The sequence below is a fragment of the Mesorhizobium sp. RCAM 05099 genome (assembly GCF_059683685.1).
This window is the reverse complement of the sequence record NZ_CM185035.1, coordinates 3,433,316-3,455,358: the sequence shown is the minus strand read 5'-3', so window position 1 is coordinate 3,455,358 and position 22,043 is coordinate 3,433,316. Positions and strand designations below refer to the sequence as shown.

19 protein-coding genes are annotated in these 22,043 nt (G+C 63.3%); 5 read left to right on the top strand and 14 right to left on the bottom strand.

From position 1 onward, the window contains the following. The 9 genes from AC56QQ_RS16965 to cpaB form a co-directional block, all read right to left on the bottom strand. Positions 1-1,176, bottom strand: a complete 1,176-nt coding sequence (locus tag AC56QQ_RS16965; RefSeq protein ID WP_497128784.1) for a GGDEF domain-containing protein — start codon at positions 1,174-1,176, stop codon at positions 1-3. 166 nt (positions 1,177-1,342) lie between these two features. After that, on the bottom strand, positions 1,343-1,813 hold the full coding sequence (locus tag AC56QQ_RS16960; RefSeq protein WP_489861769.1) for a tetratricopeptide repeat protein: 471 nt from the start codon (positions 1,811-1,813) through the stop codon (positions 1,343-1,345). Between the two features lie 322 nt (positions 1,814-2,135). Next, positions 2,136-3,098: a type II secretion system F family protein gene (locus AC56QQ_RS16955; protein WP_489861770.1), complete on the bottom strand. Its 963-nt coding sequence runs from the start codon at positions 3,096-3,098 to the stop codon at positions 2,136-2,138. A 1-nt stretch (position 3,099) separates the two neighbouring features. Further along, a complete protein-coding gene (locus AC56QQ_RS16950; RefSeq protein ID WP_489861771.1) occupies positions 3,100-4,065 on the bottom strand; it encodes a type II secretion system F family protein in 966 nt (321 codons plus the stop codon). A gap of 4 nt (positions 4,066-4,069) precedes the next feature. Then, complete coding sequence (locus AC56QQ_RS16945; protein WP_489861772.1) at positions 4,070-5,491, bottom strand: TadA family conjugal transfer-associated ATPase; 1,422 nt, start codon at positions 5,489-5,491, stop codon at positions 4,070-4,072. Further along, positions 5,488-6,702 carry a CpaE/TadZ family protein gene (locus AC56QQ_RS16940; protein WP_489861773.1) on the bottom strand — a complete coding sequence of 405 codons (1,215 nt, stop codon included), beginning with the start codon at positions 6,700-6,702 and terminating at the stop codon, positions 5,488-5,490. Before AC56QQ_RS16940 ends, AC56QQ_RS16945 begins: the two co-directional genes overlap by 4 nt. A 34-nt stretch (positions 6,703-6,736) precedes the next feature. Then, on the bottom strand, positions 6,737-7,006 hold the full coding sequence (locus AC56QQ_RS16935; RefSeq protein ID WP_497128782.1) for a hypothetical protein: 270 nt from the start codon (positions 7,004-7,006) through the stop codon (positions 6,737-6,739). 4 nt (positions 7,007-7,010) lie between these two features. After that, positions 7,011-8,429 (bottom strand): type II and III secretion system protein family protein, encoded by a 1,419-nt coding sequence (locus tag AC56QQ_RS16930; RefSeq protein WP_489863457.1) that lies wholly within the window; start codon positions 8,427-8,429, stop codon positions 7,011-7,013. 59 nt (positions 8,430-8,488) lie between these two features. Next, positions 8,489-9,415, bottom strand: a complete 927-nt coding sequence (cpaB, locus tag AC56QQ_RS16925; RefSeq protein WP_497128780.1) for a Flp pilus assembly protein CpaB — start codon at positions 9,413-9,415, stop codon at positions 8,489-8,491. A 235-nt stretch (positions 9,416-9,650) separates the two neighbouring features. Between cpaB and parE the strand changes: the two genes are divergently transcribed. Together parE and AC56QQ_RS16915 are read left to right on the top strand one after the other, a co-directional pair. Further along, the gene (gene parE, locus AC56QQ_RS16920; protein WP_256750471.1) at positions 9,651-11,705 is read left to right on the top strand and encodes a DNA topoisomerase IV subunit B; all 2,055 of its coding nucleotides are present in this window, start codon (positions 9,651-9,653) and stop codon (positions 11,703-11,705) included. 172 nt (positions 11,706-11,877) lie between these two features. Further along, on the top strand, positions 11,878-13,944 hold the full coding sequence (locus tag AC56QQ_RS16915; RefSeq protein WP_497128778.1) for an FUSC family protein: 2,067 nt from the start codon (positions 11,878-11,880) through the stop codon (positions 13,942-13,944). Here the strand turns inward: AC56QQ_RS16915 and AC56QQ_RS16910 are convergent. After that, complete coding sequence (locus AC56QQ_RS16910) at positions 13,941-15,062, bottom strand: DUF2336 domain-containing protein (RefSeq protein WP_497128776.1); 1,122 nt, start codon at positions 15,060-15,062, stop codon at positions 13,941-13,943. The two genes, AC56QQ_RS16915 and AC56QQ_RS16910, sit on opposite strands and share 4 nt — an antisense overlap. A 151-nt stretch (positions 15,063-15,213) precedes the next feature. Between AC56QQ_RS16910 and AC56QQ_RS16905 the strand changes: the two genes are divergently transcribed. Beyond that, complete coding sequence (locus AC56QQ_RS16905) at positions 15,214-15,666, top strand: MaoC family dehydratase (protein WP_497128774.1); 453 nt, start codon at positions 15,214-15,216, stop codon at positions 15,664-15,666. Further along, complete coding sequence (locus AC56QQ_RS16900) at positions 15,666-16,547, top strand: HpcH/HpaI aldolase/citrate lyase family protein (RefSeq protein WP_497128772.1); 882 nt, start codon at positions 15,666-15,668, stop codon at positions 16,545-16,547. Before AC56QQ_RS16905 ends, AC56QQ_RS16900 begins: the two co-directional genes overlap by 1 nt. A 2-nt stretch (positions 16,548-16,549) precedes the next feature. Here AC56QQ_RS16900 and AC56QQ_RS16895 read toward each other — a convergent pair whose 3' ends face one another. The 3 genes from AC56QQ_RS16895 to AC56QQ_RS16885 all read right to left on the bottom strand — a co-directional run bounded on the left by AC56QQ_RS16895 (position 16,550) and on the right by AC56QQ_RS16885 (position 19,832). Further along, positions 16,550-18,451: a CASTOR/POLLUX-related putative ion channel gene (locus tag AC56QQ_RS16895; RefSeq protein WP_497128770.1), complete on the bottom strand. Its 1,902-nt coding sequence runs from the start codon at positions 18,449-18,451 to the stop codon at positions 16,550-16,552. A 187-nt stretch (positions 18,452-18,638) separates the two neighbouring features. Beyond that, positions 18,639-19,247 (bottom strand): flavin reductase family protein, encoded by a 609-nt coding sequence (locus tag AC56QQ_RS16890; RefSeq protein ID WP_497128768.1) that lies wholly within the window; start codon positions 19,245-19,247, stop codon positions 18,639-18,641. Continuing rightward, complete coding sequence (locus AC56QQ_RS16885; protein ID WP_497128766.1) at positions 19,248-19,832, bottom strand: nitroreductase family protein; 585 nt, start codon at positions 19,830-19,832, stop codon at positions 19,248-19,250. 156 nt (positions 19,833-19,988) lie between these two features. On the opposite strand from AC56QQ_RS16885, the gene AC56QQ_RS16880 reads away from it, so the two are divergent. Further along, positions 19,989-20,951 carry an RgsD C-terminal domain-containing protein gene (locus AC56QQ_RS16880; RefSeq protein ID WP_497128764.1) on the top strand — a complete coding sequence of 321 codons (963 nt, stop codon included), beginning with the start codon at positions 19,989-19,991 and terminating at the stop codon, positions 20,949-20,951. A 71-nt stretch (positions 20,952-21,022) separates the two neighbouring features. Here AC56QQ_RS16880 and AC56QQ_RS16875 read toward each other — a convergent pair whose 3' ends face one another. Next, entirely contained in the window at positions 21,023-21,961 is a 939-nt protein-coding gene (locus tag AC56QQ_RS16875) for a lysophospholipid acyltransferase family protein (protein ID WP_497128762.1), read from the bottom strand. Between the last annotated feature and the right edge of the window lie 82 nt (positions 21,962-22,043).

The following is a 22,043-nucleotide window of genomic DNA, read 5'->3' as shown; positions in this document are numbered from 1 at the left end:
TCACGCGGAGCGCAAGGCCGGCTTGACCGGTTCGGCCTTGCCCGTCCTTTTTTGGCTGATGACACAATTTCGCCCGGCGCGCTTGGCGGCATAGAGCGCCGCGTCGGCCTCGGCCAGTACTTCATCGAGGCTGCTGCCGCTTGCCTCGCCAAAGCCGATGCCGCCGCTGACCGTGCTGCGCAAGGGACCGTTCTGGGTGGCAACGATTTCGGTGCCGAAGGCAACGCCGATCTTGCTGGCGAGATCATACGCCCTCTCTTCGGTCATCCGCGACATGACGATGGCGAATTCCTCGCCGCCCAGGCGAAAGGCGTCGACGCCGGTCCCGGCATACTTCTTGATGACAGCGGCAAAGCGGCACAGGACCTGGTCCCCCACCGGGTGGCCATAGACATCGTTCGTCCTCTTGAAATGGTCGAGGTCAAACATGACGATGGACATGAACGGACCGAAAGTCCGCTCGCCATAGAGTGACTTCAACCCGCGACGGTTCATCAGTCCCGTCAACGGATCGGTCATGGTCTCGGCCTTCAGCTCGATCTGCGCCTGCAGATGGTGGAGGGACAGCGTCAATGCGCCGAGACCGGTCATGCAGGCCACCGCCACGACGGTATTCAGTCGTTCGGCCCAGTTGTCGGGCGCGGCCCCGAGCGTCCACTGCCCGCTGGTCAGCAGAACAAGACCGCAAAGGGCAAACGATACCGCACAGGTGCCGCTCAGAAACGAAACCACCAGCAGGATCCGGCGATCATGGCTGCCGTTGATCCAGAACATGGCCCCGATCGCCGCCAGCAGCGCGGTCACCGTCGTGTAGGTGATGATGAAGCCGACGCCATCAAGGCCGAAGAAGGTCACGACCGCACAAACGGCCATGGCGGCAAGCGTCGGCGCGACGGCACGCCGGTAGCCGGGCACGCCGAGATACTGCATGGCCGACAGGCACAGGATCAGGAACCCCAGACTGAGCAGCGCAAGCGCGATCTGGCAAAGCAGCGGATCAGGTTCCCTGGCGTACCGCCAGAACAGGATCACATGCGCGACGAGCACCAGAATGCCGCACGCCACCGTCAGGACGAAGCCTGCCTTGGGCGCGGCGAACCAGATCGCAAACATGGTGATGCTGAGGCAGGTGCCCGACAGCGCGGCTGCGAGCAGGAGCGAACTGAAGTCCAGCATGTTTGGAGAGGGCCCCTTGAGCGTCGGCGGTTGCGCTGCATTCTAGGTCAGCGACGGCCCTCAGATATGGTTTTCAACTGATCTTTCGACCCGACCTGCGGAGACGGTTTACAAAGTGTCGATGCCATGTGTCCCGAAACCGGACCGGCTGCCGGGACGCATCAGATCAACCCTTGTTCAGCAGAGCAAGGTTGGCGTTGACGACCGTGGGATCAGCCATGCCGGCCTTCGCTTCGAGCAGCAGCACCTTGGCCTTCTTCTTGTTACCGCGCAGCAGTTGCGAATAGCCCATGTTGTTGACGATCTGCGGCTTGCGGCCGGCGACTTTCAAAAGCTGGCTGTAGGCGCGGTCGGCGAAGTCGAAGCGGCCGAGCTCGTCATAGGACGCGGCTAGCCCCATCCAGGCCTCTGCGTTGTCGGCCTTCAGCTCGACGGCCTTGCGGAAGTGCTGTTCGGCAAGACCGTAATTGGCGTCGCGAAACTGCGCCTTGCCTTGCGCCAGATCAGAGGTGTCGACGTCCTTTGCCGCCGGCTGAATAGCCGTGGTCTTGGTCTTGTCGATGGTGCTGGTCGAACAGCCGGTTACCATAAGAATCGCCGCCATCGCGGCCGCCGCCGTGAAAGTTGTATGACGCATGCCCCTGCCCCGTCGCCCGATTTGCCGGGTCGTTTCTTCAGGAATTACGATACAGAAGAGCGATTAAACTTCGGTGCCGAAATGCACCTAAGATTTGGTTTCCCGCACACCAGCCATTAACCACCAGGCACAGGCCGCAAGGCTTCCTATTCCCAGAGGAACCATTGCGGCAAAGGCGCGAGCGGAGTTCTCACGATCCCAGGACCTTGAGCGCCGCTGCCGTCATGGAGCAGCCGCATTTCTCAGCGCTCATTTGCCGGCTTTGCAAATCCCGACGTACCGCAGCCCTTGCAGGCCGGCCTCATCTGAAATCCAATACATCCTAATGCGAGGTCATCCTGACGATGATCGGGATGATCGCGATCATCAGCACCACCGGCAGGATGCACAACGTCACCGGCACCGACATCTTGGCTGGCAAGGCATGCGCCTTTTCCTCGGCCAGCGACATGCGCTTGTGGCGCATTTCGTCGGAAAAGACGCGCAGCGCCCCCGACAGGCTGGTGCCGAGCTCCTTCGACTGCTGCAACAACGTGGCGAAGGAGCGAACCTCGTCCAGGCTGAGACGGTCACCAAGCGCCTTCAGCGCATCATCGAGGCTGCGCCCTGCCCTCAGCTCCAGCGACACCAGCTGCAGGTTCTGGCTGAGCGCCGGATAGGTCTTGGCGAGTTCCCTCGAGACGCGCTCGATGCCGGCTTCCATGCTCATGCCCGCATCCGAGCAGACGATCATCAGGTCCATGAAATCGGGAAAGCCGTTGCGGTATTCGCGCCTCTTTTCCCGCACCTTCTGGCTCAGCACCAGGCCTGGCAGGAAATAGCCGGCCGCGCCTGACAGGATGACGAATGTCCAACGGCTGGCCATTGTCGCGTCCGGACTGGCCATCCACTGGTTGAGCCCGAAGACACCGATCGCCGTGCCGATCATCGCCGTGAACCGGACAAGGAAAAACATGCCGACGGCGCGCGGTTCCATGTAACCCGCCTGGATGAGCTTCATGCGCAGCCGGGCGACATTTTCCGGGTCGCTCCTGGCATAGAATTCCTGTGCCTTCTTGACTGCCTTCTCGCGCACCACGCCGGCATTCTTCTTCTGCACCGGCTCGGGCTTCGCGGCCACGGGACCGTCGTCGACCTTGAGCCGGCGCTTGACTTCGTTACGGTCGCCCTTCGCCGCCACCATCGGCCAGGCAACAGCGATAGCGCCCGCAGCCAGCAGCATGATGGCCACCGGCATCAGCGAGGTCGGTGCAAGCGAGGCGAGGAATTCGACGAAGCCCTGCATGTCAGAACCGGAAATTCGACATCTTGAACATCATCAGATTGCCCAGCATCAGCCAGGTGATCGACCCGCCGATCAGGTACCAGGTTTTCGGCACACCCCAGACGTCGCGATAAAACTCAGGCATCAGCGCCATGATGGCGGCAAACAGCAGTGCCGGTATTGCCGTCAGAATATAAGCCGACATGCGGCCTTCGGTCGAAATGGCCCGCACCTTGCGGCGCAGCTTGCCGCGCTCGCGGATCGTCGCCGACAGGCCATCGAGGATTTCGCGCAGATTGCCGCCCGAACTGGTCTGGATCGAGACGGCGGTGACGAACAGCGGCAGGTCCTCATGGCCAACCCGGTCGAACAGCGAGTTCAACGCTGAAACCAGATCGGATCCATAGGTCACTTCGTCGGCGATGACGCCGAACTCGGTGCCGATCGGGTCGGGCATCTCACGCGACACCATGGCGATCGCCACCGGCACCGGATGGCCGGCCTTCAGGCCGCGCGTGATCAGTTCCAGTGCCTCCGGCAGTTGCACGCCGAACCGCTTCAGCCGGCGCTTGCGCATGGAACGCATCGTCATCACCGGCACCACCGGCACCAGCACGACAAACAGCACGAGCCCCATCAATAGCGGCAAGCCGTACCAGATGGCGACCAGAGCGGCGGCGAATGCCACGCCGGAGGTGATCATCAGGAATTTCGGCTGCGGCATGATCATGCCAGACTGGGTGCGCAGCGCACGAAACCGGTCCGGCGAGAACACCGATGTCCCCGCATCGAGGCCGCGCTCCTTGCGCAGCTGGATCAGCACCTGCTCCTGGCTGATCTTGTTTCCCTGCAGCTTCATGCGCCGGTTGATGGCACTCCGCTTGTCGCTGCGGCCGGCGTAAAGCAGATAGCAGGCCTCGGCGATCAGGACGCCGGTAAGCGCGGCTGCAGCATAGATGACATAGATCGCGCTGAACCCGTCGAACACTTGGCTACTCCTGCGGCCGGCCGGGTTCGAAGTATCGCCCGGGGAATTCGATGCCCATGGCGCGCAGATCCTCGAGGAAACGCGGCCGGATGCCGGTCGCCTCGTAGTAACCGAGGATCTTGCCGTCGGCCTCCATGCCGGTGCGCACGAAGCGGAAGATCTCCTGCATCTGGATGACGTCGCCTTCCATGCCGGTCACCTCGGCGACGCTGGTCACCTTGCGCTTGCCGTCGGACAGGCGTGTCAGCTGGACGATAAGGTCGAGTGCGCTGGCGATCTGACTGCGGATCGATTGCACCGTCATCGGCATGCCGGTCATGCCAAGCATCTGCTCAAGGCGCGAAATGGCGTCGCGCGGCGTGTTGGCATGGATGGTCGCCATCGATCCTTCGTGGCCTGTATTCATCGCCTGCAGCATGTCGAAGGCTTCTTCGCCGCGGCACTCCCCGAGAATGACGCGGTCGGGACGCATGCGCAGTGCGTTCTTGACGAGATCGCGCTGCTTCAGTTCGCCATGGCCTTCGATGTTGGCCGGGCGCGTCTCCATGCGCGCGACATGCGGCTGCTGCAACTGCAACTCGGCCGCGTCCTCGATGGTGATCAGCCGCTCGTCTTCGGGAATAAAGGCCGACAGCGCGTTGAGCATGGTCGTCTTGCCGGTGCCGGTACCACCCGAAATGATCGTCGTCTTGCGGGCGTGGACCGCCGCGGCCAGCACTTCGGCCATGTTCTGGGTGATGGCGCCGAATTCGACCAGCTTGTGCAGGCCGAGCTTATTCTTGGAGAACTTGCGGATCGACACCAGCGGCCCGTCGACGGCGACCGGCCGGATGGCGGCGTTGAAACGCGAGCCGTCCAGCATGCGCGCGTCGACCATCGGCTGGGATTCATCGACGCGGCGGCCGACAGCTGCAACGATTTTGTTGATGATGCGCAAGAGATGCGCCTCGTCCTTGAACGGAATGTGAACCTGCTGCAGCTTGCCCTTCTTTTCGACAAAGCAGTTCTGATGGCCGTTGATCAGGATGTCATTGATGTCGGGATCCTTGAGCAGCGGCTCCAGCGGGCCGAGACCAACCATCTCGTCGACAATGTCGTCGACCAGCGCGCCAAGCTCGGCGGTGTTGATCGCCATCCGCTCCTGCTTGGTTTTTTCCGACACGAAATCATGCACCTGGCGGCGCATCTCATCCTTGGGCAGACGCTCCAACGCGACAAGATTGATCTCCTCGAGCAGCAGCCGGTGGATGCGCACGCGAGCATCGAGCACCTTGTTGGCATTCTTCGCAGGCGCTGCTTCCGGCTTTGCCGGCAAGGCCTTTCGGCTCGTCGGGATGACGACGGCATTATGCGCGACCGGCGTTGGCTCGGCAGCGCGCTGCGGACGCGCATCGCGGTTCTGCAGGGTGGAGAAGCGGCTGCTCATCCTGCTTTCCTCTTCAGCAATTCCCTGCCCATGCCAAACAGCGAACGCGATTTCGTCCGGGTTGGGACCGCTTCCTCTGGCAGGATGATCTTCTTCAGGTCGTTGATGACATTGGCGTTCGGATCGATCTCGTGCAGCGGCACGCCACGGTCGACCGCCTCACGCACCAGACGGTAGTTGTTCGAAATGCCGCCGACGAAATGCTCGCCAAGGATCTCCTGGACGTCGGCTTGCTTGATGCCATTGTCGAACATCTTCTGCTCGAAACGGTTGACGATGACGTTCGGCTTCACTTCCTTGCCCACGGTCTCATAGACCGCCTGGATCAGCCGCTGCGTGTGGCGCAGGCACGGCACCGTCATTTCGGCGACGATGTAGAGCTTGTTGGAACCGAGCAGCACGGTCTCCGTCCACGGAAACCAGGTGCGTGGCATGTCGATGACGACATTGTCGAAATACGCCGAGACGAGATCCAGCATACGCACCACGACATCGGTCTTGAACGAGCGCATCTCGGCGGGATGCGTCGGCGCCGCCAGCACGCAAAGCCCGCTGGCATGCTTGGACAGCATCACGTCGAGCAGTTGCCGGTCGAGGCGCTCGGGCTGGTTCTCGATCTCGGTGATGTCGAAGCGCGGTTCGAGGTCGAGATATTCGGCACAGGCGCCCTGCTGGAAATTGAGGTCGACCACGCAGGTCGAGGCGCCGCGCGTCACCGAGTGATGCAACTGGAAAGCAGTTTGCAACGCCAGCGTCGTGGTTCCGACGCCGCCCGCGGCCGGCATGAAGGTGTAGATCTGCGACTCGGTGTTTTCCTCGCGCCCAGGCCCTTGCAGCGCACGGACGACGGAACGCACGAGGTCGGCGGTGCCGATCGGCTTGACCAGGAAATCCGCGACCTTGAGCTGCACGAGGATGCGCACCGCGGCCGCGTTGAATTCCTGGGTGACGACGACAACAGGCACCTTGCCCTCCAGCCGGCGCATGATGCGCTGCAGCGACTCGACCTCCTCCAGTTTTGCCGCATCCATGTCGACGATGATCACGCCGAAATCGGCCTCTTGGATCTCGCCGCGCAGTTCGCTGACATTCTTTTCCACGGTCGCAAGCTGGATGATCTCGGAGGAGGCGAATGCGGTCCGCGTATCCTGCACAAACGTCCTGTCGGTCGATATGAGCAGGATCTTCCTGGTCTTGGTGCCGTTTGCCATTCTTGTCAGCCTGTCAGGTCAGTCGACCGTTGGATCAGTTGGTTGTGGTATTCTGTGACGCCTTCGCACTGGCCGCCTGATCGGGGGTTACGGCCGCCGCGCTGTCGCGCTGGGCGGGTACCAGGAGCCTGGTGTTCTGGACGCCGTATTTCCACGGATCGACCATCTGCATGACGGTGTTCGCGGCCTGTGCGTTGCCGGCGTCCGTCGTCACCCCTTCGCTGCGTACATAGTCGTCGCTGGTGCAGCCCGCGGCGAAGCCGGCAAGCAACAGGGTGAAGCCCAATCCTCGAACCAGACGCATGACTTCAATCCTTTGGAAGGTCGAGAAAATGGCCGGCCGTGGTGGCCGCCGCGGGTTGCATGACCCGGCCATCGGCCAACGCGACAGTGCGGCCGGGATCGGAGCCCTTCACTTCCTCGGTGTTGTTGAGGAAATAATCGACGTTGCTGGCCGGCTGCGTGCCGTCGGTCGGTTCGACGAGCTTCTTCGACGGGTCGACCGGTTTGACCAGGTAGGGCGTGACGATGATGACCAGGTCGGTCTCGCGCCGCTGATAAGATTTCGACGAAAACAGCGCTCCAAGCACCGGCATCTTGCCGAGGCCGGGAATGCGCGACGTGGTGATGTCGTTCTGCGACTGCAGCAATCCGGCGATCATGAAGCTCTGGCCGTTCTTCAGGTCGACCGATGTCTTGGCGCGCCGCACGATGAAGCCGGGCACCGAAATGCTGCCGATGTTGTAGGAGGCCGAGGCGTCGATCGAGGAGACTTCCGGCGCGATGTCCAGGCTGACCAGCCCATCCTTGAGCACCGTCGGGGTGAAATCCAGGCTGACGCCGTATTTCTTGTAGCTGACGGAAATCTTGCCGTTGTCCTCGGAGACCGGGATCGGGAATTCGCCGCCGGCGAGGAAGCTGGCCGTCTCGCCGGAGCGGGCGATAAGGTTCGGCTCGGCCAGCCGCCGGGCCAAGCCGCGCTCTTCCAGCGCCTTGATGGCAATATCGATCGATACGCCGTTCGACAAAAGCCGGCCGATGATCTCACCGGTGCCGGCGGCCGGCACCGAACCCGGATCGAGCGTGACGTCGCGCCCGCCAATGCCATAGGCGAAATTGGCGCTGTATTTGGCACCCAGATCCTGGCCCGCCTGGCGGTTGATCTCGACGAAGCGGACATTGAGCTGGACCTGCTGCGAGGACGAGATGTTGACCGAGTTGATCACTTCCTCGTTGCCGGAAAACCGCGTCGCGATCTTGTTCGCCTTTTCGGCGGCGACCGCGTCATCCGCCTCGCCCGACAGCACGACACGGCCATTGGCCGAGCCGACCTTGATCCTGGCGTCCGGCACGCTGGCGCGGATCGTGCTCGCCAACTGGTCGGTGTCGAGCGTCACCTCGATGTCGATGGTGCCGACAAGCTGCTTGTTCTGATCGAACAAAGCGACGCCGGTGGTGCCGAGGTTATTGCCGAGCACATAGAAGGACTTGTCGGTCAGCGGATTGACGTTGGCGATCTCCGGATCGCCGATGACGATCTGGTAGAAGGCAGCGCTCGTCATGATGGTTTTCGGTTTGCCCTTCGCCACCTTTATCGAGGCATTCTTGGTCGACGACACATAGACGATGTCGTTGTCGGCCCTGGCCGGGGCGCCGAAAGCCAGCGTCGCGGCAGCGGCCAGCGAAGCCGCGACAGCCAGGCTACGCAAAACGCGCAACCTTCCCATAGTCCGATACGTGATCAGCCCGAGCATTGTCCCGTCCCTCACCCAGTCCCCACTGGCTTCTATTTCTGGTCCCGTGAAGGAACCTGATATTCCTCGGCCTTCGTGCCGCGCGTTACGATAATCGTCTTGAACCTTGGCTTCTCCGGCTCCTTCGGCATGGCATCGAACAGTGATCCTGCCGTCGCCTTGACGTTGGATGCCACCGACCCGCCGAAGGATGAGATGGTGGTGACGCCGTTGTTGCCGTCGCCGCCTTCGCTGGCCGAGCGGAGCGACAGCGACAGCGTGCCGACGGTGCGGGCAAGCGCCACTTTCTGCGCGCCGTCGGTCGTCACCTCGATGGTCACCGAATTGGCAATCTGCGGCGTCGTCTGGCGCACGTCCGCGCCCTGCCCGACACTCAGCACCTTGGCGTCGGCGACGACGATCTCGGAGGTGATCGTCGAACCGGCCGCCCCTTGAGCGTTCTTGGCCACCTCCTGGATTTCGCCGGCGTCGCGCGTCAGCACGACATCAACCCGGTCGCCCGGGGTGACGAAGCCGCCGACACCTGCAATCTCGTCGGTGCGGATGGTCACCGCCCGCATTCCGGGCGTCAGCATGTTGGAAAGCGTCGCGCGGCCATTTGCCCCCGACAGCTTGGTGAGCAGCACCGGTTCGTTGACCTCGATCGGCGACAGCACCACGCGACTGCCTTCGCCAAGCAACCCGTCGATGGTGGCAAAGGCGCCTTGCGGCAAGGAATCCTGCGGCCAGGGGATTTCGCTGAGCTTCGCGCGGTCGAGTTCCATGCCATAACGCAATGGGGCACTCGCCACCACGATGGTCTTGAACTCGATCCTGGGTGCCGCGGGAGGGGCGATCGACGCCGTCTTCTCCTCGGAATCGGCCTTGGCCTGGCTCTTGACCCAGAAATCCGCGGCAAAAATCGAGATCGCGCCGAAAACGGCAGCGATGCCGATCATCGTTATGGCCTTGCCCCTCACGCCGAAACCCCTGATGCCCGCAGTTTCTTGTTTTGTTGGGCTCACGCTAGGCGGCATTGTTAAAGAATCAGGAATCTTGGCACGTGGCATCGGACCTATTTCCGCCAGCTTGGTTATCGAATGGTTTTGGGTTAAGACGGGCAGATCCCCGAACGGAACAGGAACCTCGGTCGCTCGGCGCTGAAAAGCGTGGCAGTATCACGGGGTGATTCGCAGCACGGACCCTATGGCAGGCATGGACGACAACAACGATCTCTTCGGCAATCTGGACAAGCAGCCGCAACCGGTTCGCACACCGGCGCGCCCGGCGGACCCGCTGGTGCAGGCCACCAAGCGTCCCGCCGCGACCAAGGATGGCAGCGAGGGCTATAGTGCCGCCGACATCGAAGTGCTGGAAGGGCTGGAGCCGGTGCGTCGCCGGCCAGGCATGTATATCGGTGGCACCGACGACAAGGCGATGCACCATCTGTTTGCCGAGGTGATCGACAACTCGATGGACGAGGCCGTCGCCGGCCACGCAACCTTCATCGATGTCGAACTTTCCGCCGACGGCTATCTCGCCGTCACCGACAATGGCCGCGGCATCCCGGTCGATCCGCATCCGAAATTCAAGAAACCCGCGCTCGAAGTGATCATGACGACGCTTCACTCGGGCGGCAAGTTCGACTCGAAGGTCTACGAGACCTCGGGCGGCCTGCATGGCGTCGGCGTTTCTGTGGTCAACGCGCTGTCGGACCATCTCGAGGTCGAGGTTGCTCGGGGACGACAGCTTTATCGGCAAAAATTCTCGCGTGGTGTTCCAGTGACCGGCCTGGAGCAACTCGGCGAGGTTCATAACCGGCGCGGCACAAAAATACGGTTCCATCCCGACGAGCAGATTTTCGGCAAGGGCGCCGCGTTCGAACCGGCGCGGCTCTACCGCATGACGCGCTCGAAAGCCTATCTGTTCGGCGGCGTCGAAATCCGCTGGACCTGCGATCCGTCCCTGATCAAGGAAAAGGACCAGACGCCGGCCAAGGCGGAATTCCATTTTCCCGGCGGCCTGAAGGATTATCTAAAGGCATCGCTCGGCGACGACTTCCAGGTGACGCGCGAAATCTTCGCCGGCAAGAGCGACAAGCAAGGCGGCCATGGCTCGCTCGAATGGGCGGTGACCTGGTTCGGCGGCGATGGTTTCATCAATTCCTACTGCAACACCATCCCGACCGGTGAAGGTGGCACCCACGAGGCCGGCTTCCGCAATGTGCTGACGCGGGGCCTGCGCGCCTATGCCGATCTCGTCGGCAACAAGCGCGCCTCGATCGTCACCTCGGAAGATGTCATGATCTCGGCGGCCGGCATGCTGTCGGTGTTCATCCGCGAGCCCGAATTCGTCGGCCAGACCAAGGACCGGCTGGCGACGATCGAGGCGATCCGCATTGTCGAAAGCGCTATCCGCGATCCGTTCGACCATTGGCTGGCCGACAATCCGCAGGAAGCCTCGAAGCTGCTCGAATGGGTGATCGCCCGCGCCGACGAGCGGGTGCGCCGGCGCCAGGAAAAGGAAGTGTCGCGCAAAAGCGCGGTGCGCAAACTGCGTCTGCCGGGCAAGCTCGCCGACTGCACGCAGAATGCCGCCGCCGGCGCCGAACTCTTCATCGTCGAAGGTGACTCGGCCGGCGGCTCGGCCAAGCAGGCGCGTGACCGCGCCAGCCAGGCGGTGCTGCCGCTGCGCGGAAAAATCCTCAATGTCGCCAGCGCCGGCAACGACAAGCTTGCCGGCAACCAGCAGATTTCAGACCTGATCCAGGCGCTCGGCTGCGGCACACGGTCGAAATACCGTGATGAGGATTTGCGCTACGACCGCGTCATCATCATGACCGACGCCGACGTCGACGGCGCCCACATCGCCTCGCTGCTGATTACCTTTTTCTATCAGGAGATGCCGGCCCTGGTGCGTGGTGGCCACCTCTTCCTGGCGGTACCGCCGCTTTACTCGATCAGGCAAGGCGGCAAGGTCGCCTATGCCCGTGACGATGCGCACAAGGACGAGCTTCTGCGCACCGAATTCACCGGGCGCGGCAAGGTCGAGCTTGGCCGCTTCAAGGGGTTGGGCGAGATGATGGCCGCGCAGCTCAAGGAAACCACCATGGATCCGAGGAAGCGCACGCTGCTTCGGATCGACGTGATCGACGCCGAGGCGGCAACCAAGGATGCGGTCGACGCACTGATGGGCACCAAGCCGGAAGCCCGCTTCCGCTTCATCCAGGAACGCGCCGAATTCGCCGAGACGGAAGTGCTCGATATCTGAACATCGTCTGCTCCAGAGCGGTTCATCGTTTCACGGAAGCGCCGAACCGCCCTATCTCTTTGTTCTGACGCAATTCCCAAGGGAAAGCGCTGTGCGCTCTTCCAGGGAAAACCGTTTCACACTTTTCCTGGGATTGCTCTAGCTTGTTGGCGTCGAGTGCGGAGATGAGCGATTGACCTGGGACCGGCTGCGCAGCGGTTTTGTGGCGAGGTTTGCCGCCCTGACCCAGCCGACGCGCTCGGACTGGATTTTCGCCCTCCGCACCGTTTCGGCCGGCTTGATGGCGCTTCTGGTCGCCTACGCCCTCAAGCTCGACCACCCGCAATGGGCAATGATGACGGTGTTCATCGTCGCCCAACCCGTTGCCGGCATGGTGCTTGCGAAAGGCTTCTACCGGTTGCTCGGCACGCTTGCCGGCGGCGTCGCCGCGATCGGCATTATCACGGTCTTTGGCGCCAACCCCTGGGTGCTGGTGACCGTGCTTGCCGTCTGGATCGGCATCTGCACCTTCGTCTCGTCGCTGCTGCGCAATCCCGAAGCTTACGGTGCCGCCCTTGCCGGCTACACCGCGATGATCATTGGCTTGCCCTCCTTCGGACAGCCGCAACTCGTTGTCGATCTCACGGTCGCGCGTTGTACCGAGATCGTGCTCGGTATCGTCTGCGCTGGCCTGACCAGCCGGCTGATCCTGCCAAAACTGGCCAGCGACGCCATCATCTCGCGGCTGAAGCGCTGCATTCTCGATCTCGCCACCTATGCCGGCGGCGCGTTCTCCGGAGGCGATGCGGCAACGCTCTCCGGCCTGCATCGAAAGCTGGTCGCCGACACCCAGACGCTCGGCGAGATGCGCGCCTATGCCGTGCTCGAAGCGCCGAGCTTCGCGCCGCGCGCCCATCCGGTCCGGCGCACCATCGGACAACTGCTCTCCGCCCTGTCGGCGGCTCGCACGCTGCATTCCCACGCCGCTCCGAAGAACGCGGCACTCATACCGGTGCGCTCAGAGTTGCAGGCCCTTGTCACCGAGCTGGCGGCCAAGCCGGGCGCGCTCGACGACACGGCGCCCTGGGTGGAACGGCTCGACGCGATCTCGACCAAGGCACGGCAGATGCCCGATGCATCGTTCAACCAGGGTGATGACAGGGTCGGCACCGTCACCCGCCTCATCATCGCCGCCGATTTCGCCGAGGCCCTCAAGCAGGTCCTACGCGGCCTCGACGCCCTGCGCGCGCCTGCCGTGCGCTCGGTCCGGGGCAGCAGGCAGCCCGCTCTGGTGGTGCACCGCGATTACCCCGGCGCATCGCGCAACGCCGTACGCGCCGCCCTCGCGACGCTGCTGGTCGCGGCTTTCTGGCTGACGACCAAATGGACGGAAGCCGCCGGCACCGTCATCCTCGTTGCCGTCGTATCGAGCCTGTTTGCCGCGCGGCCGGACCCGGTCCAGGTGTCCTGGGGCTTCTTCAAGGGAACGCTGCTCGCTTTGCCCTTTGCCTTTCTCGTCGGCCAGATCGCGTTGCCCGCCCTGCCCGGCTTCGGCTGGTTCATGCTGTTTGTGGTGCCCATCCTGGTGCCAACGGCCCCGGCCATGGCCAATCCGCGCTATGTTGGCGTGGCGACGGCCTTCGCCATCAACTTCCTCGCCTTCCTCAGTCCGCATCAGGCGATGACCTATGATCCTGGCCCGTTCTTCGCCGGCTCGGCGTCGATACTGGTCGGCATCCTGCTGGCAATCGGTGTCTTCATCGTCGTGCTGCCCGCTAATCCGTGGCTGGCGGCCAACCGCATCGTGCGCGCCATGCGCGAGGATCTGGCGCGGCTTTGCCTGCATGAGCGCGTGGCGAGGCGTTCGGCCTTCGAGAGCCTCGCCTATGACCGCATCAACCAGCTGATGCCGCTGGTGCAGAATGCCGGCAGGAAAGGCGATGCGGTTCTGGGCGGCGGCGTCGCCGCCGTCACGGTCGGCCTCGAAATCCTGCGGCTGCGTAGCGCAAGCCAAGGCCATGCCATCCCGTCCGAGACCGCGCTTTCGATCGCCAACTTCCTGAAGGGGCTGGCGCGCGAGTTGCTCTTCCGCGCTCCGGGCGATCCGCAGACAGCGACCGTCGCCGTCGCTCGCCAATATGCGGCGTCCATCGCCCGGCGAAACGACACCGGTGAATTGCTGCAGATCGCGGCATCGCTGCGCATCATCGCCGCCGCGATGGACGATTTCCCGGACTTTTTCGCGAAGAATAAAGGTTAAGCCGCCGCGATCGCCAGCGCATGGCCGCGCGCATTCTCACGCAGAGCATCGAGATGGATCGACTTGACCAGGGCGGCGAGATCGCCTTCCGCCGACTGTCCGCCCACTTCCTTGAGCATCAGCCAGCTGACCTCCTGCACTCCAGCGACGCGCTTGCCGTTGGCGACCTCCCGCCAGATCTTCAGCGCCCGCAGGATGACGGCATGCGTGGCGGCGGCGAGGCCAGCGCTGCGAAACAGCGCCTGCAGAGCCACATCGTGCCCGCCGGCGAGCAACGCCCTGACCCTTTGTTCGGACTGCTGGCTGAGCGCGACCAGCGCCGAGCCGAAGAAATCGACCTTGCCGTGCGCGATGGTGCGGATGAGGAAGCTGGCGGTAAGATCGCCGCGCAGGCGCAGATGTTCGATCAGCGCCGAATGTTCTTCCTGACGCGTGCCTTCGATCAGCGTCACCGAGGCCTTGATGCAAGCGTCGCGCATGACCCGGTCAGCCCGGGCGGCGCCCATCAACGCCATGACTAGCGGCGACGTCTTGAGCATTTCACCGAGCTTGACGAGCAGCATATGCCGGCAGTCGGCAGGCAGGCGGGCGTCTGATATCAGCGCCTCGCGCACCAAAGGCAGGTGCCCATGGCGTTCGGCCATGCGGCGAAAGCTGAGCGAGGCGATCTCGGCGCCGCTGTTGGCGAGCAACACGGCACAGGCTTCCGCCTCGCCGATCTCGGCGATGGCCGCCGATAGCGCCATCGAGACGAGCGGCCGATCGGCGATCAATTTTTGCGTCACTTTCGGACTGCTGGCCACGCGGTTGATCAAATCGGCGTCGGTGAGCAGCGGCGAGCGGGCCAGCACCACGCCGGCGACTTCCGGCTGGTCGGACGCCAGCGCGCTGATGATCTGCAGCGGCGCGTGGTGGCTCATGGACAGCGCTTCGGCCATCGCCAGCCGCACCTTTGACGAGGCGTCGTCGAGCAGCAGCGTCAGCGCCGCCTCGGCGGCGCAGCGATCCTCGAAAGGCAGGTCGGAATTGACATAGGCTCGAGCCAGCGCGTTGGCCGCGGCGGCGCGCTCCGAGACCCTGGCTGTGCAAATCCACCTCAAAAAATGCGAAACGACCATGCCGCCTGCCTATGCCCCTCACCAGAATGCTTCTGGCCCCGCGGAGACGGTAGGCAGAAATGGTTTACGAACGGTTCACCATGTTCATTAACTGGCTTGCGAGCGTGGTTTGCAGCGCCTATCAACCGTCAGGCAGCGGAGGAGAAGGAAAATGGCCGGGCTTTATCTCCAGGAGTTCGTCGTCGGCCGTGTCTTCCAGCACACACTGCGCAAGACCGTCACCGAGAGCGACAACATGCTGTTTTCGGTGATGACGCTGAACCCGCAGCCGCTGCATATCGACTTCGACTTCGCCGCCAAAAGCGAATGGGGCAAGCCGCTGGTCAACTCGCTGTTCACGCTCGGCCTGATGATCGGCATTTCGGTCAATGACATCACCGTTGGCACCACGGTCGCCAATCTCGGCATGAAGGAAACCGTGTTTCCGCATCCGGTTTTCCATGGCGATACCATCCGCGTCGAAACAACGGTGATTTCGGTGCGTGAATCAAAATCGAAGCCTGATCGCGGCATCGTCGAATTCGAGCACCGCGCCTACAACCAGCATGGCGACCTTGTTGCCAAATGCACCAGGCAGGCCATGATGCTGAAGAAGGCGGCCTGATGCGTTCGCTGCTGTTCGTCCCCGGTGATTCGGAGAGGAAGCTGGAGAAGGGCTTTGGCGCCGGCGCCGACGTGGTCATCGTCGACCTCGAGGATTCCGTGGCGCCCCAGAACAAGGTGCTGGCGCGCGAGATCGCGGCACGTTTCGTTGCCAGCCACAGGACGCAAACCGGCTCCGCGATCTATGTCAGGGTCAACGACCTTTCGACCGGGCAGACCGATGACGATCTGGCGGCGCTCGTTTCAGCCAGGCCCGACGGCATCATGCTGCCGAAGTCGAACAGCGGCCAGGATGTGCAGCATCTCTCGGCAAAGCTCAGGGTTCGTGAGGCCGAAAACGGCTTGGCCGACGGCGCGATCAAGATCCTGCCGATCATCACCGAAACACCGGCGGGCGTGCTGGCGGCGGCGACCTATGCCGGAGCAAGCGCGCGACTTGCCGGCCTTACTTGGGGGGCAGAGGACCTGTCCGCGGCGCTCGGCGCGCGCGCGGCGCGCGACGAGCGAGGCCGCTACACCGATGTGTTCCGCCACGCGCGCCTGACGACCATCCTTGCGGCAGCTGCTGCGGAAGTCGCGGCGATCGACACCGTCTTTCCGAATTTTCGCGACATGGCCGCCTTCGAAGCGGAATGTGCCGAGGCGGAGCGCGACGGCTTCACCGGCAAGATGGCGATCCACCCCGATCAGGTGCCCGTCATCAACGCCGCTTTCACGCCTTCGCCCGAGGCGGTGAGACAATCGGCGGCAATCGTGGCGGCGTTCCACGCGGCGGGAAACCCCGGCGTCGTCGGCATCGACGGCAAGATGGTCGACCGACCGCATCTGCGGCTGGCCGAACGGCTTCTGGCTCGGGCCAGGGCAGCCGGGATTTCCGCTTAGTCTCAGTCTCGCGCCAGCACGATGATCCGGTCCTCCGGCAGATAGGCCAGCGCTTCCGACTTCAGCGGGTTGACGGTCACCCCGCCCAGCGCCCGCTGGTCGGTGTCTCCAGCGCGGATGCGTCGGTGACCTATGGCGATCTCGCCGCGCAGCCGCGCCGATTCCGCGATCGTCCAGAAGGTCAAAGGTCGGTCGATGGCGACATAGTCGGCGACCGGACGCATGTAGATTTCAGAACCCTTCTCGTCGAGCAGGTCATCGAAGATCGCGGCGAGGTGTTGGTTCTCGGACGCCTGCGCCAGCATCAGGCTGACCAGCCTGTTGCTGACGACGAAGTCATCGGCCTTGGTCACCGCCGCAAGCTCCCGGTTGCGCACATCGATCATCTCGCTGACGATGCTGATGTGCAGGCCGGCATCATCGGCGATCTTGCGCAGATGCAGCAGCGTCACCAGCGTGCGCGTGTCGGCCGGCTGTGCTGCCATGGTTTCGCTGTAGCCGAGCACCAGCACATGGTCGTAGGAAGGCACGTCGAGACCTGCCAGCGCCGTACTGCTCGACGTGTCGGTGACGCGGCAATTGACCGTCAGATTGTCGCCGGCGACCGGCAGTTCGGCAACTTCTTGCTGGAGGCCGGGCGTATCGGCGGCGATGGTCAGGATCGAACCAGGCGCGACGTAGCGCGACAGTTCGTAGGTGATGATCGGGCCGCGCCGGTTCCAACCAAGGATCAGCATGCGCTCAGGCTTCGCCTCGACGGGCCGCGGGCCGCGGATCGCCGCCGCGTCGATCTTGATCCCAGCGCTTCCCAGCCTTATCGCGGCATCGTCCTCGGCGATGATAATGGCGCGCATGTCCCTGGCGATCACGAGGTTCGACGAAGGGTTGAGACTGACGCGCCCCTTGGCGTCGCAAAGCCCGATCAGCGTGCAGTGCTCGAACGCCATTACCGCCTCGCCGAAGGTCTTGCCGGTGAGATCCGGTTGCTCGATCGTGTAGATTTCGCAGCCGTCGAAATCGAGCAGCTCCGAATAGACGCCGCTCAGACCCGATTGCCGGCTCGAATGCACGACGATGCGCGAGATCAGCTGGTCGGCCAGCACGAGCTGCACCTCGGCGCCACCGACGACGCGGGCGACCTCGGCGTTCTTGCCATCGCGGATCTCGGCCGCGATATTGTAGGGGTCGGCACGCCGGTTTGGGTCGTTGACCAGCGCCAGCACCGTCTTGATGACCTGCGAATCCGGATCGTCGCCGGCTGGCGACAGCACGATGACCGAGCGCGAGGTCTGGGGATTGACGATGGCCAGGTCGTAGAGATCGGTCGGGTCGCCGCTGCGGCAGATGATGCGCGTGTTGCCCAGTTTGCCGACCTTGGCCGCGATCTCGTCCTCCATCTCGACCTTGTCCATATTGGCCATGACGACGATGCGCGGATGGCGGCGGCTGGCATTGGCAATGACCAGTTCGGAAATGACGTCGAAGATCGACGGCGACCAGTTGAGGATGATGGTGTGGTCGGTCTCCAACACCCGCGAACGGCCCTTGCGCAATTCATCGAGCTTGCTGTCGACGCCGGCGCTGAGCACGCCGATGAGAGCCGAGACGACGAAGATGCCGGCCAGCGTGACCAACAACATGACGAGACGGAAGGCCCAACCAGTGTCGCCGCCCATCGTGCCGGAATCGAGCGTGCGCATCAGCGCTTCCCAGAACGCTTCGACAAAGTTCAGCGGCTCGCCGCCTTCCGGCGCGATGCGGGTCACCGCAAGGAAACCCGCGGCGGCGATGATGATCAGCAGGGAAACGACGGCGAGCCAGCCGATCAGCGCGATCGGGCCGGCGGCCATGCTCTTGTCAAAGCCGTAGCGCAGCCGGGTTCCCAGCGAGTCTCGTTTCTTCATGTAGCCTGCGCCCCGCACTATCCCCAAGGTCGATGCGCCAACCCCAACGCACCGCCGAAGCCGCTCTCTTAGCGTGTGTTCTAACAAAGGGGAAATCGCTTTCGCCTTTTCACGGCCGATCGCTCAGGGCCGCATACCGGCCTTCCCGACTGAAGCATTGGGATTGCGGACGGGCCGAATCGGCGGGTCAGTCCGTGCCCCAGCGCGGCCGGCGCATCGAAAACACCTTGTCGACGCTGGCATAATCCATGTAGCCGAGACGAGCGACGTTGCCGGCCTTGGTGATGTCGAACAGGCCGTCCTTCAGGAAGGCATCGTCGATGTGCACGCCGACCACTTCGCCTGCGACGACGACAGCGCTCGTCGGCGTTCCATCGAGCCCCCTTGGCCGAAAGACCTCCGTCACCTGGCATTCGAGCGCCGCCGGTGCTGCCGCCACGCGTGGCGGCGCGACGAGGCGCGACGGCGCCATGGCAAGGTCGGCATAGACGAACTCGTTGACGCCGCGCGGTGCGCTGACCGAGGTGCGGTTCATCTTCTCCGCGAGATCGCGACTGACGAGATTGGCGACGAACTCGCCGGTTTCCTGGGCGAAGGTAGCGCTGTCCTTCTCGCCTTCGGAGGAGAACCAGACGATGAAAGGCCGGGTCGAAACGGCGTTGAAGAAGGAATATGGCGCGAGATTGATCTCGCCGGCCGCGTTCAGCGTCGAAATCCAGCCGATCGGGCGCGGCGCCACGATCGCCTTCGACGGATCATGCGGCAGCCCATGGCCCTTTGACGGCTCGTAGAACATTCAGCCCACCCACGGCCCCGAATAGTCGCCGTAAAGCTTTGCCGGATCTGGCCGTGGCCGCTCCGGTGCCGGGCCCGCATAGGAGCCGATATGGACAAAGCCAATGACGCGCTCCTGCGGCGCCAGCCCCAGCAGCGCCCTGCCCTCCGGCACGTCGGAATACCAGTTGCTGATCATGTTGGTGCCATAACCCAGCGCGTTGGCCGCGATCATCAGGTTCATCGCCGCCATGCCGCCGGACAGGAACATTTCCCATTGCGGGATCTTGGGATTCTCTTTCGGGATCGACACGACGCCGATGACCAGCGGTGCGCGTGAGAACCGCGCCAATTCCTGGTTGCGGCGGCCCTCCGGCAAAGGTCCTTCCCGCTGTTCGGCAAGGGCAGCCAGTTGTCTGCCGATCTCGACGCGCGCGTCACCACGGTAGAGGATGAAACGCCAGGGTTCGAGCCGGCCGTGGTCGGGCACACGTGAGGCGGCGGCGATTATCGTCGCGATGTCCGCTTCATTCGGCGCCGGCTCCTTGAGTTCCGGGATCGGCGCTGAATTTCGGGTCAGCAGAAAGTCGATGATCGGCGACGTCATGGGCGCAAGTCTCCTAGAACTCTTGTTTTGAGCTGAAGCGCGCCATCGGGAACACGGGCGGCTCGGGCATTGGCGCGGGCAGCGCCGACGGAAGAGTCCTGTCGATCGGACTCTTAAGCCTTGAAATTGCCACCGCCTTGGGCTTCAACGCAAGGCATGTTTGAGGGGACACTGCGTCTTTTCCTGGTCTGGCTCTGTGCCGCGCTGTTCATCGCGCCGGTTCCGATGGCTGTTGCACAGCAAAAGGACGGCATCAGCGACCTGAAGCTGCCCGGCATTTCGAGCTATGCGACGCCGAAAAACGAAACACCGCTCGCGCTCGGTGGCGGCGGCGCCATCACGCTGTCCGCCCAGCTGACCGACAAGGGTTCCGACATCACCCGCGGCATCGTCTGGCGCGTCTTCAAGCCCGAAGCCGTCAACGGCAAATTGCCAATGGTGGCTTCCGCGCATGGCGGCACCGCCGTCTTCCAGCTCGAACCCGGCAGCTATCTGGTTCACGCCTCCTATGGCCGGGCCGGCGCCACCAAGCGCATCACCGTCGGCAAGGACACCAAGCGCGAAAACCTGGTGCTCGACGCCGGCGGGCTCAAACTTGACGCCGTGCTGTCTGGCGGAGTGCGCATCCCGCCCAAGAATCTGCGCTTCTCGATCTACGAAAGCCACGCCGAGCCCAATGGCGACCGCGCGCTGATCATCCCCGACGTCGAACCCAACACTGTCGTTCGGCTCAACGCCGGCATCTACCACGTCGTCTCTACCTATGGCGCGGTCAACGCGGTTATCCGTTCCGACATCCGCGTCGAGGCAGGCAAGCTGACGGAAGCCACCGTCGAGCACCACGCTGCCGAGATCACGATGAAGCTGGTGCGCGAAACCGGTGGCGAGGCAATCGCCGACACGTCCTGGTCGCTGCTCAACGAATCCGGCGATCCGATCAAGGAAACCGTCGGCGCCTTCGCCTCCATGGTGCTTGCCGAGGGCGACTACACCATCATCGCCAAGAACCGCGACCGCATCTACCAGAAGGATTTTACGGTCGTGGCCGGACAGAACCAGGAAATCGAGGTTCTGGCCACCGAGGCAGCGGCGATGGACCCCGAGGAAGGCGCGGATTAGCCTTCTGGCGGACGCTTCGGAAAATGCCCGTTTCTTTGACCTTAAGTCAGCACCGTACGTGGATGCTGATTTCAGGCTGCTAGCTTGGTCCGCGCCGGCAGAAACGGAATCTTGCGACGCGCTGTGATTGGCGCCAGATCGAACACCCCGCGATGAAGGCGATCGAGCAATGCCTTGCGGTCACGCAATGGTTCCAGCTCGCTCCAGCTCAGCACATCGCCGACGCGCACGTCGATCGCCTTGCCCGACAGCCGCGCGAATTCGTGAATGAGCAGCGAAATGCGTAGCGTCAGCGAGGCCTTGCCGACGAATTTCGCCACCCGGCCGTCGCGCTCGGCCATGTTCATCGGGCCGCTGACAAGATGGAACAGCCGGCCGTTCTGCCCGGAAAAATGCATCGGAATGACGGACGCCCTGGCGTCTTGGACGAGACGTGCCGGAAACATCTTCCATGGCAGGTCGCGCGCACGGCCAAAGCCCTTCGGCGCGGTGGCGACGCCACCGGCCGGAAACACCACGATGGTGACGCCCTCTTTCAGCAGCCGCACCGCCTCGTGGCGCACGGCCATGTTGTTTTTCAGCGCGTCCTTGGTCTCGGAAAAGTCGATCGGCAGCGAATAGGGTTCCATCTCGCGGATCTTGAGCAGGTCCTTGTGGATCATCACCCGGAACGGGCGCCCCAGTTGCTCGGCCAGCGACAGCACGGCAATGCCGTCGCCGATGCCAAACGGATGGTTGGCGACGATCACCAGCGGCGTATCCGGCAATTGCGCGGGCGGCCATTGATCGGCGGTGCGCACGCGGACGTCGATCAGGTCGAGCATGCGGCTGAACACGCGCTCGCCAGTCGGCACGACGTGGCGACGCCAGAAATCATAGAGCGCCGTGTAGCGATCGCGTCCTGACAGGCCTTCGATGGAATGGATGACCCACCGCGTCAACGCCGGCTGGCGCGGATTGGCATAGGAAAGCTCGGGAAACGGTTTTTCGCGCGTCTTCAGTTTGAGCATGAGGGCTCGTTACAAGGTTGGCGTGACAGGGATATGAAAATGGCGGTGGATCGCTCCACCGCCATTTCGTCGATACTGTGCG

Bases quoted from the DNA above. Each gene is read 5' to 3' on its own strand.
- AC56QQ_RS16895 (WP_497128770.1), bottom strand. From the start codon at position 18,451: ATGAAGAAACGAGACTCGCTGGGAACCCGGCTGCGCTACGGCTTTGAC.
- AC56QQ_RS16890 (WP_497128768.1), bottom strand. From the start codon at position 19,247: ATGTTCTACGAGCCGTCAAAGGGCCATGGGCTGCCGCATGATCCGTCG.
- AC56QQ_RS16905 (WP_497128774.1), top strand. From the start codon at position 15,214: ATGGCCGGGCTTTATCTCCAGGAGTTCGTCGTCGGCCGTGTCTTCCAG.
- AC56QQ_RS16965 (WP_497128784.1), bottom strand. From the start codon at position 1,176: ATGCTGGACTTCAGTTCGCTCCTGCTCGCAGCCGCGCTGTCGGGCACC.
- AC56QQ_RS16945 (WP_489861772.1), bottom strand. From the start codon at position 5,491: ATGAGCAGCCGCTTCTCCACCCTGCAGAACCGCGATGCGCGTCCGCAG.
- AC56QQ_RS16880 (WP_497128764.1), top strand. From the start codon at position 19,989: ATGTTTGAGGGGACACTGCGTCTTTTCCTGGTCTGGCTCTGTGCCGCG.
- AC56QQ_RS16875 (WP_497128762.1), bottom strand. From the start codon at position 21,961: ATGCTCAAACTGAAGACGCGCGAAAAACCGTTTCCCGAGCTTTCCTAT.
- AC56QQ_RS16930 (WP_489863457.1), bottom strand. From the start codon at position 8,429: ATGGGAAGGTTGCGCGTTTTGCGTAGCCTGGCTGTCGCGGCTTCGCTG.
- AC56QQ_RS16935 (WP_497128782.1), bottom strand. From the start codon at position 7,006: ATGCGTCTGGTTCGAGGATTGGGCTTCACCCTGTTGCTTGCCGGCTTC.
- AC56QQ_RS16955 (WP_489861770.1), bottom strand. From the start codon at position 3,098: ATGCAGGGCTTCGTCGAATTCCTCGCCTCGCTTGCACCGACCTCGCTG.
- AC56QQ_RS16885 (WP_497128766.1), bottom strand. From the start codon at position 19,832: ATGACGTCGCCGATCATCGACTTTCTGCTGACCCGAAATTCAGCGCCG.
- AC56QQ_RS16960 (WP_489861769.1), bottom strand. From the start codon at position 1,813: ATGCGTCATACAACTTTCACGGCGGCGGCCGCGATGGCGGCGATTCTT.
- AC56QQ_RS16910 (WP_497128776.1), bottom strand. From the start codon at position 15,062: ATGGTCGTTTCGCATTTTTTGAGGTGGATTTGCACAGCCAGGGTCTCG.
- AC56QQ_RS16940 (WP_489861773.1), bottom strand. From the start codon at position 6,702: ATGGCAAACGGCACCAAGACCAGGAAGATCCTGCTCATATCGACCGAC.
- parE (WP_256750471.1), top strand. From the start codon at position 9,651: ATGGACGACAACAACGATCTCTTCGGCAATCTGGACAAGCAGCCGCAA.
- AC56QQ_RS16900 (WP_497128772.1), top strand. From the start codon at position 15,666: ATGCGTTCGCTGCTGTTCGTCCCCGGTGATTCGGAGAGGAAGCTGGAG.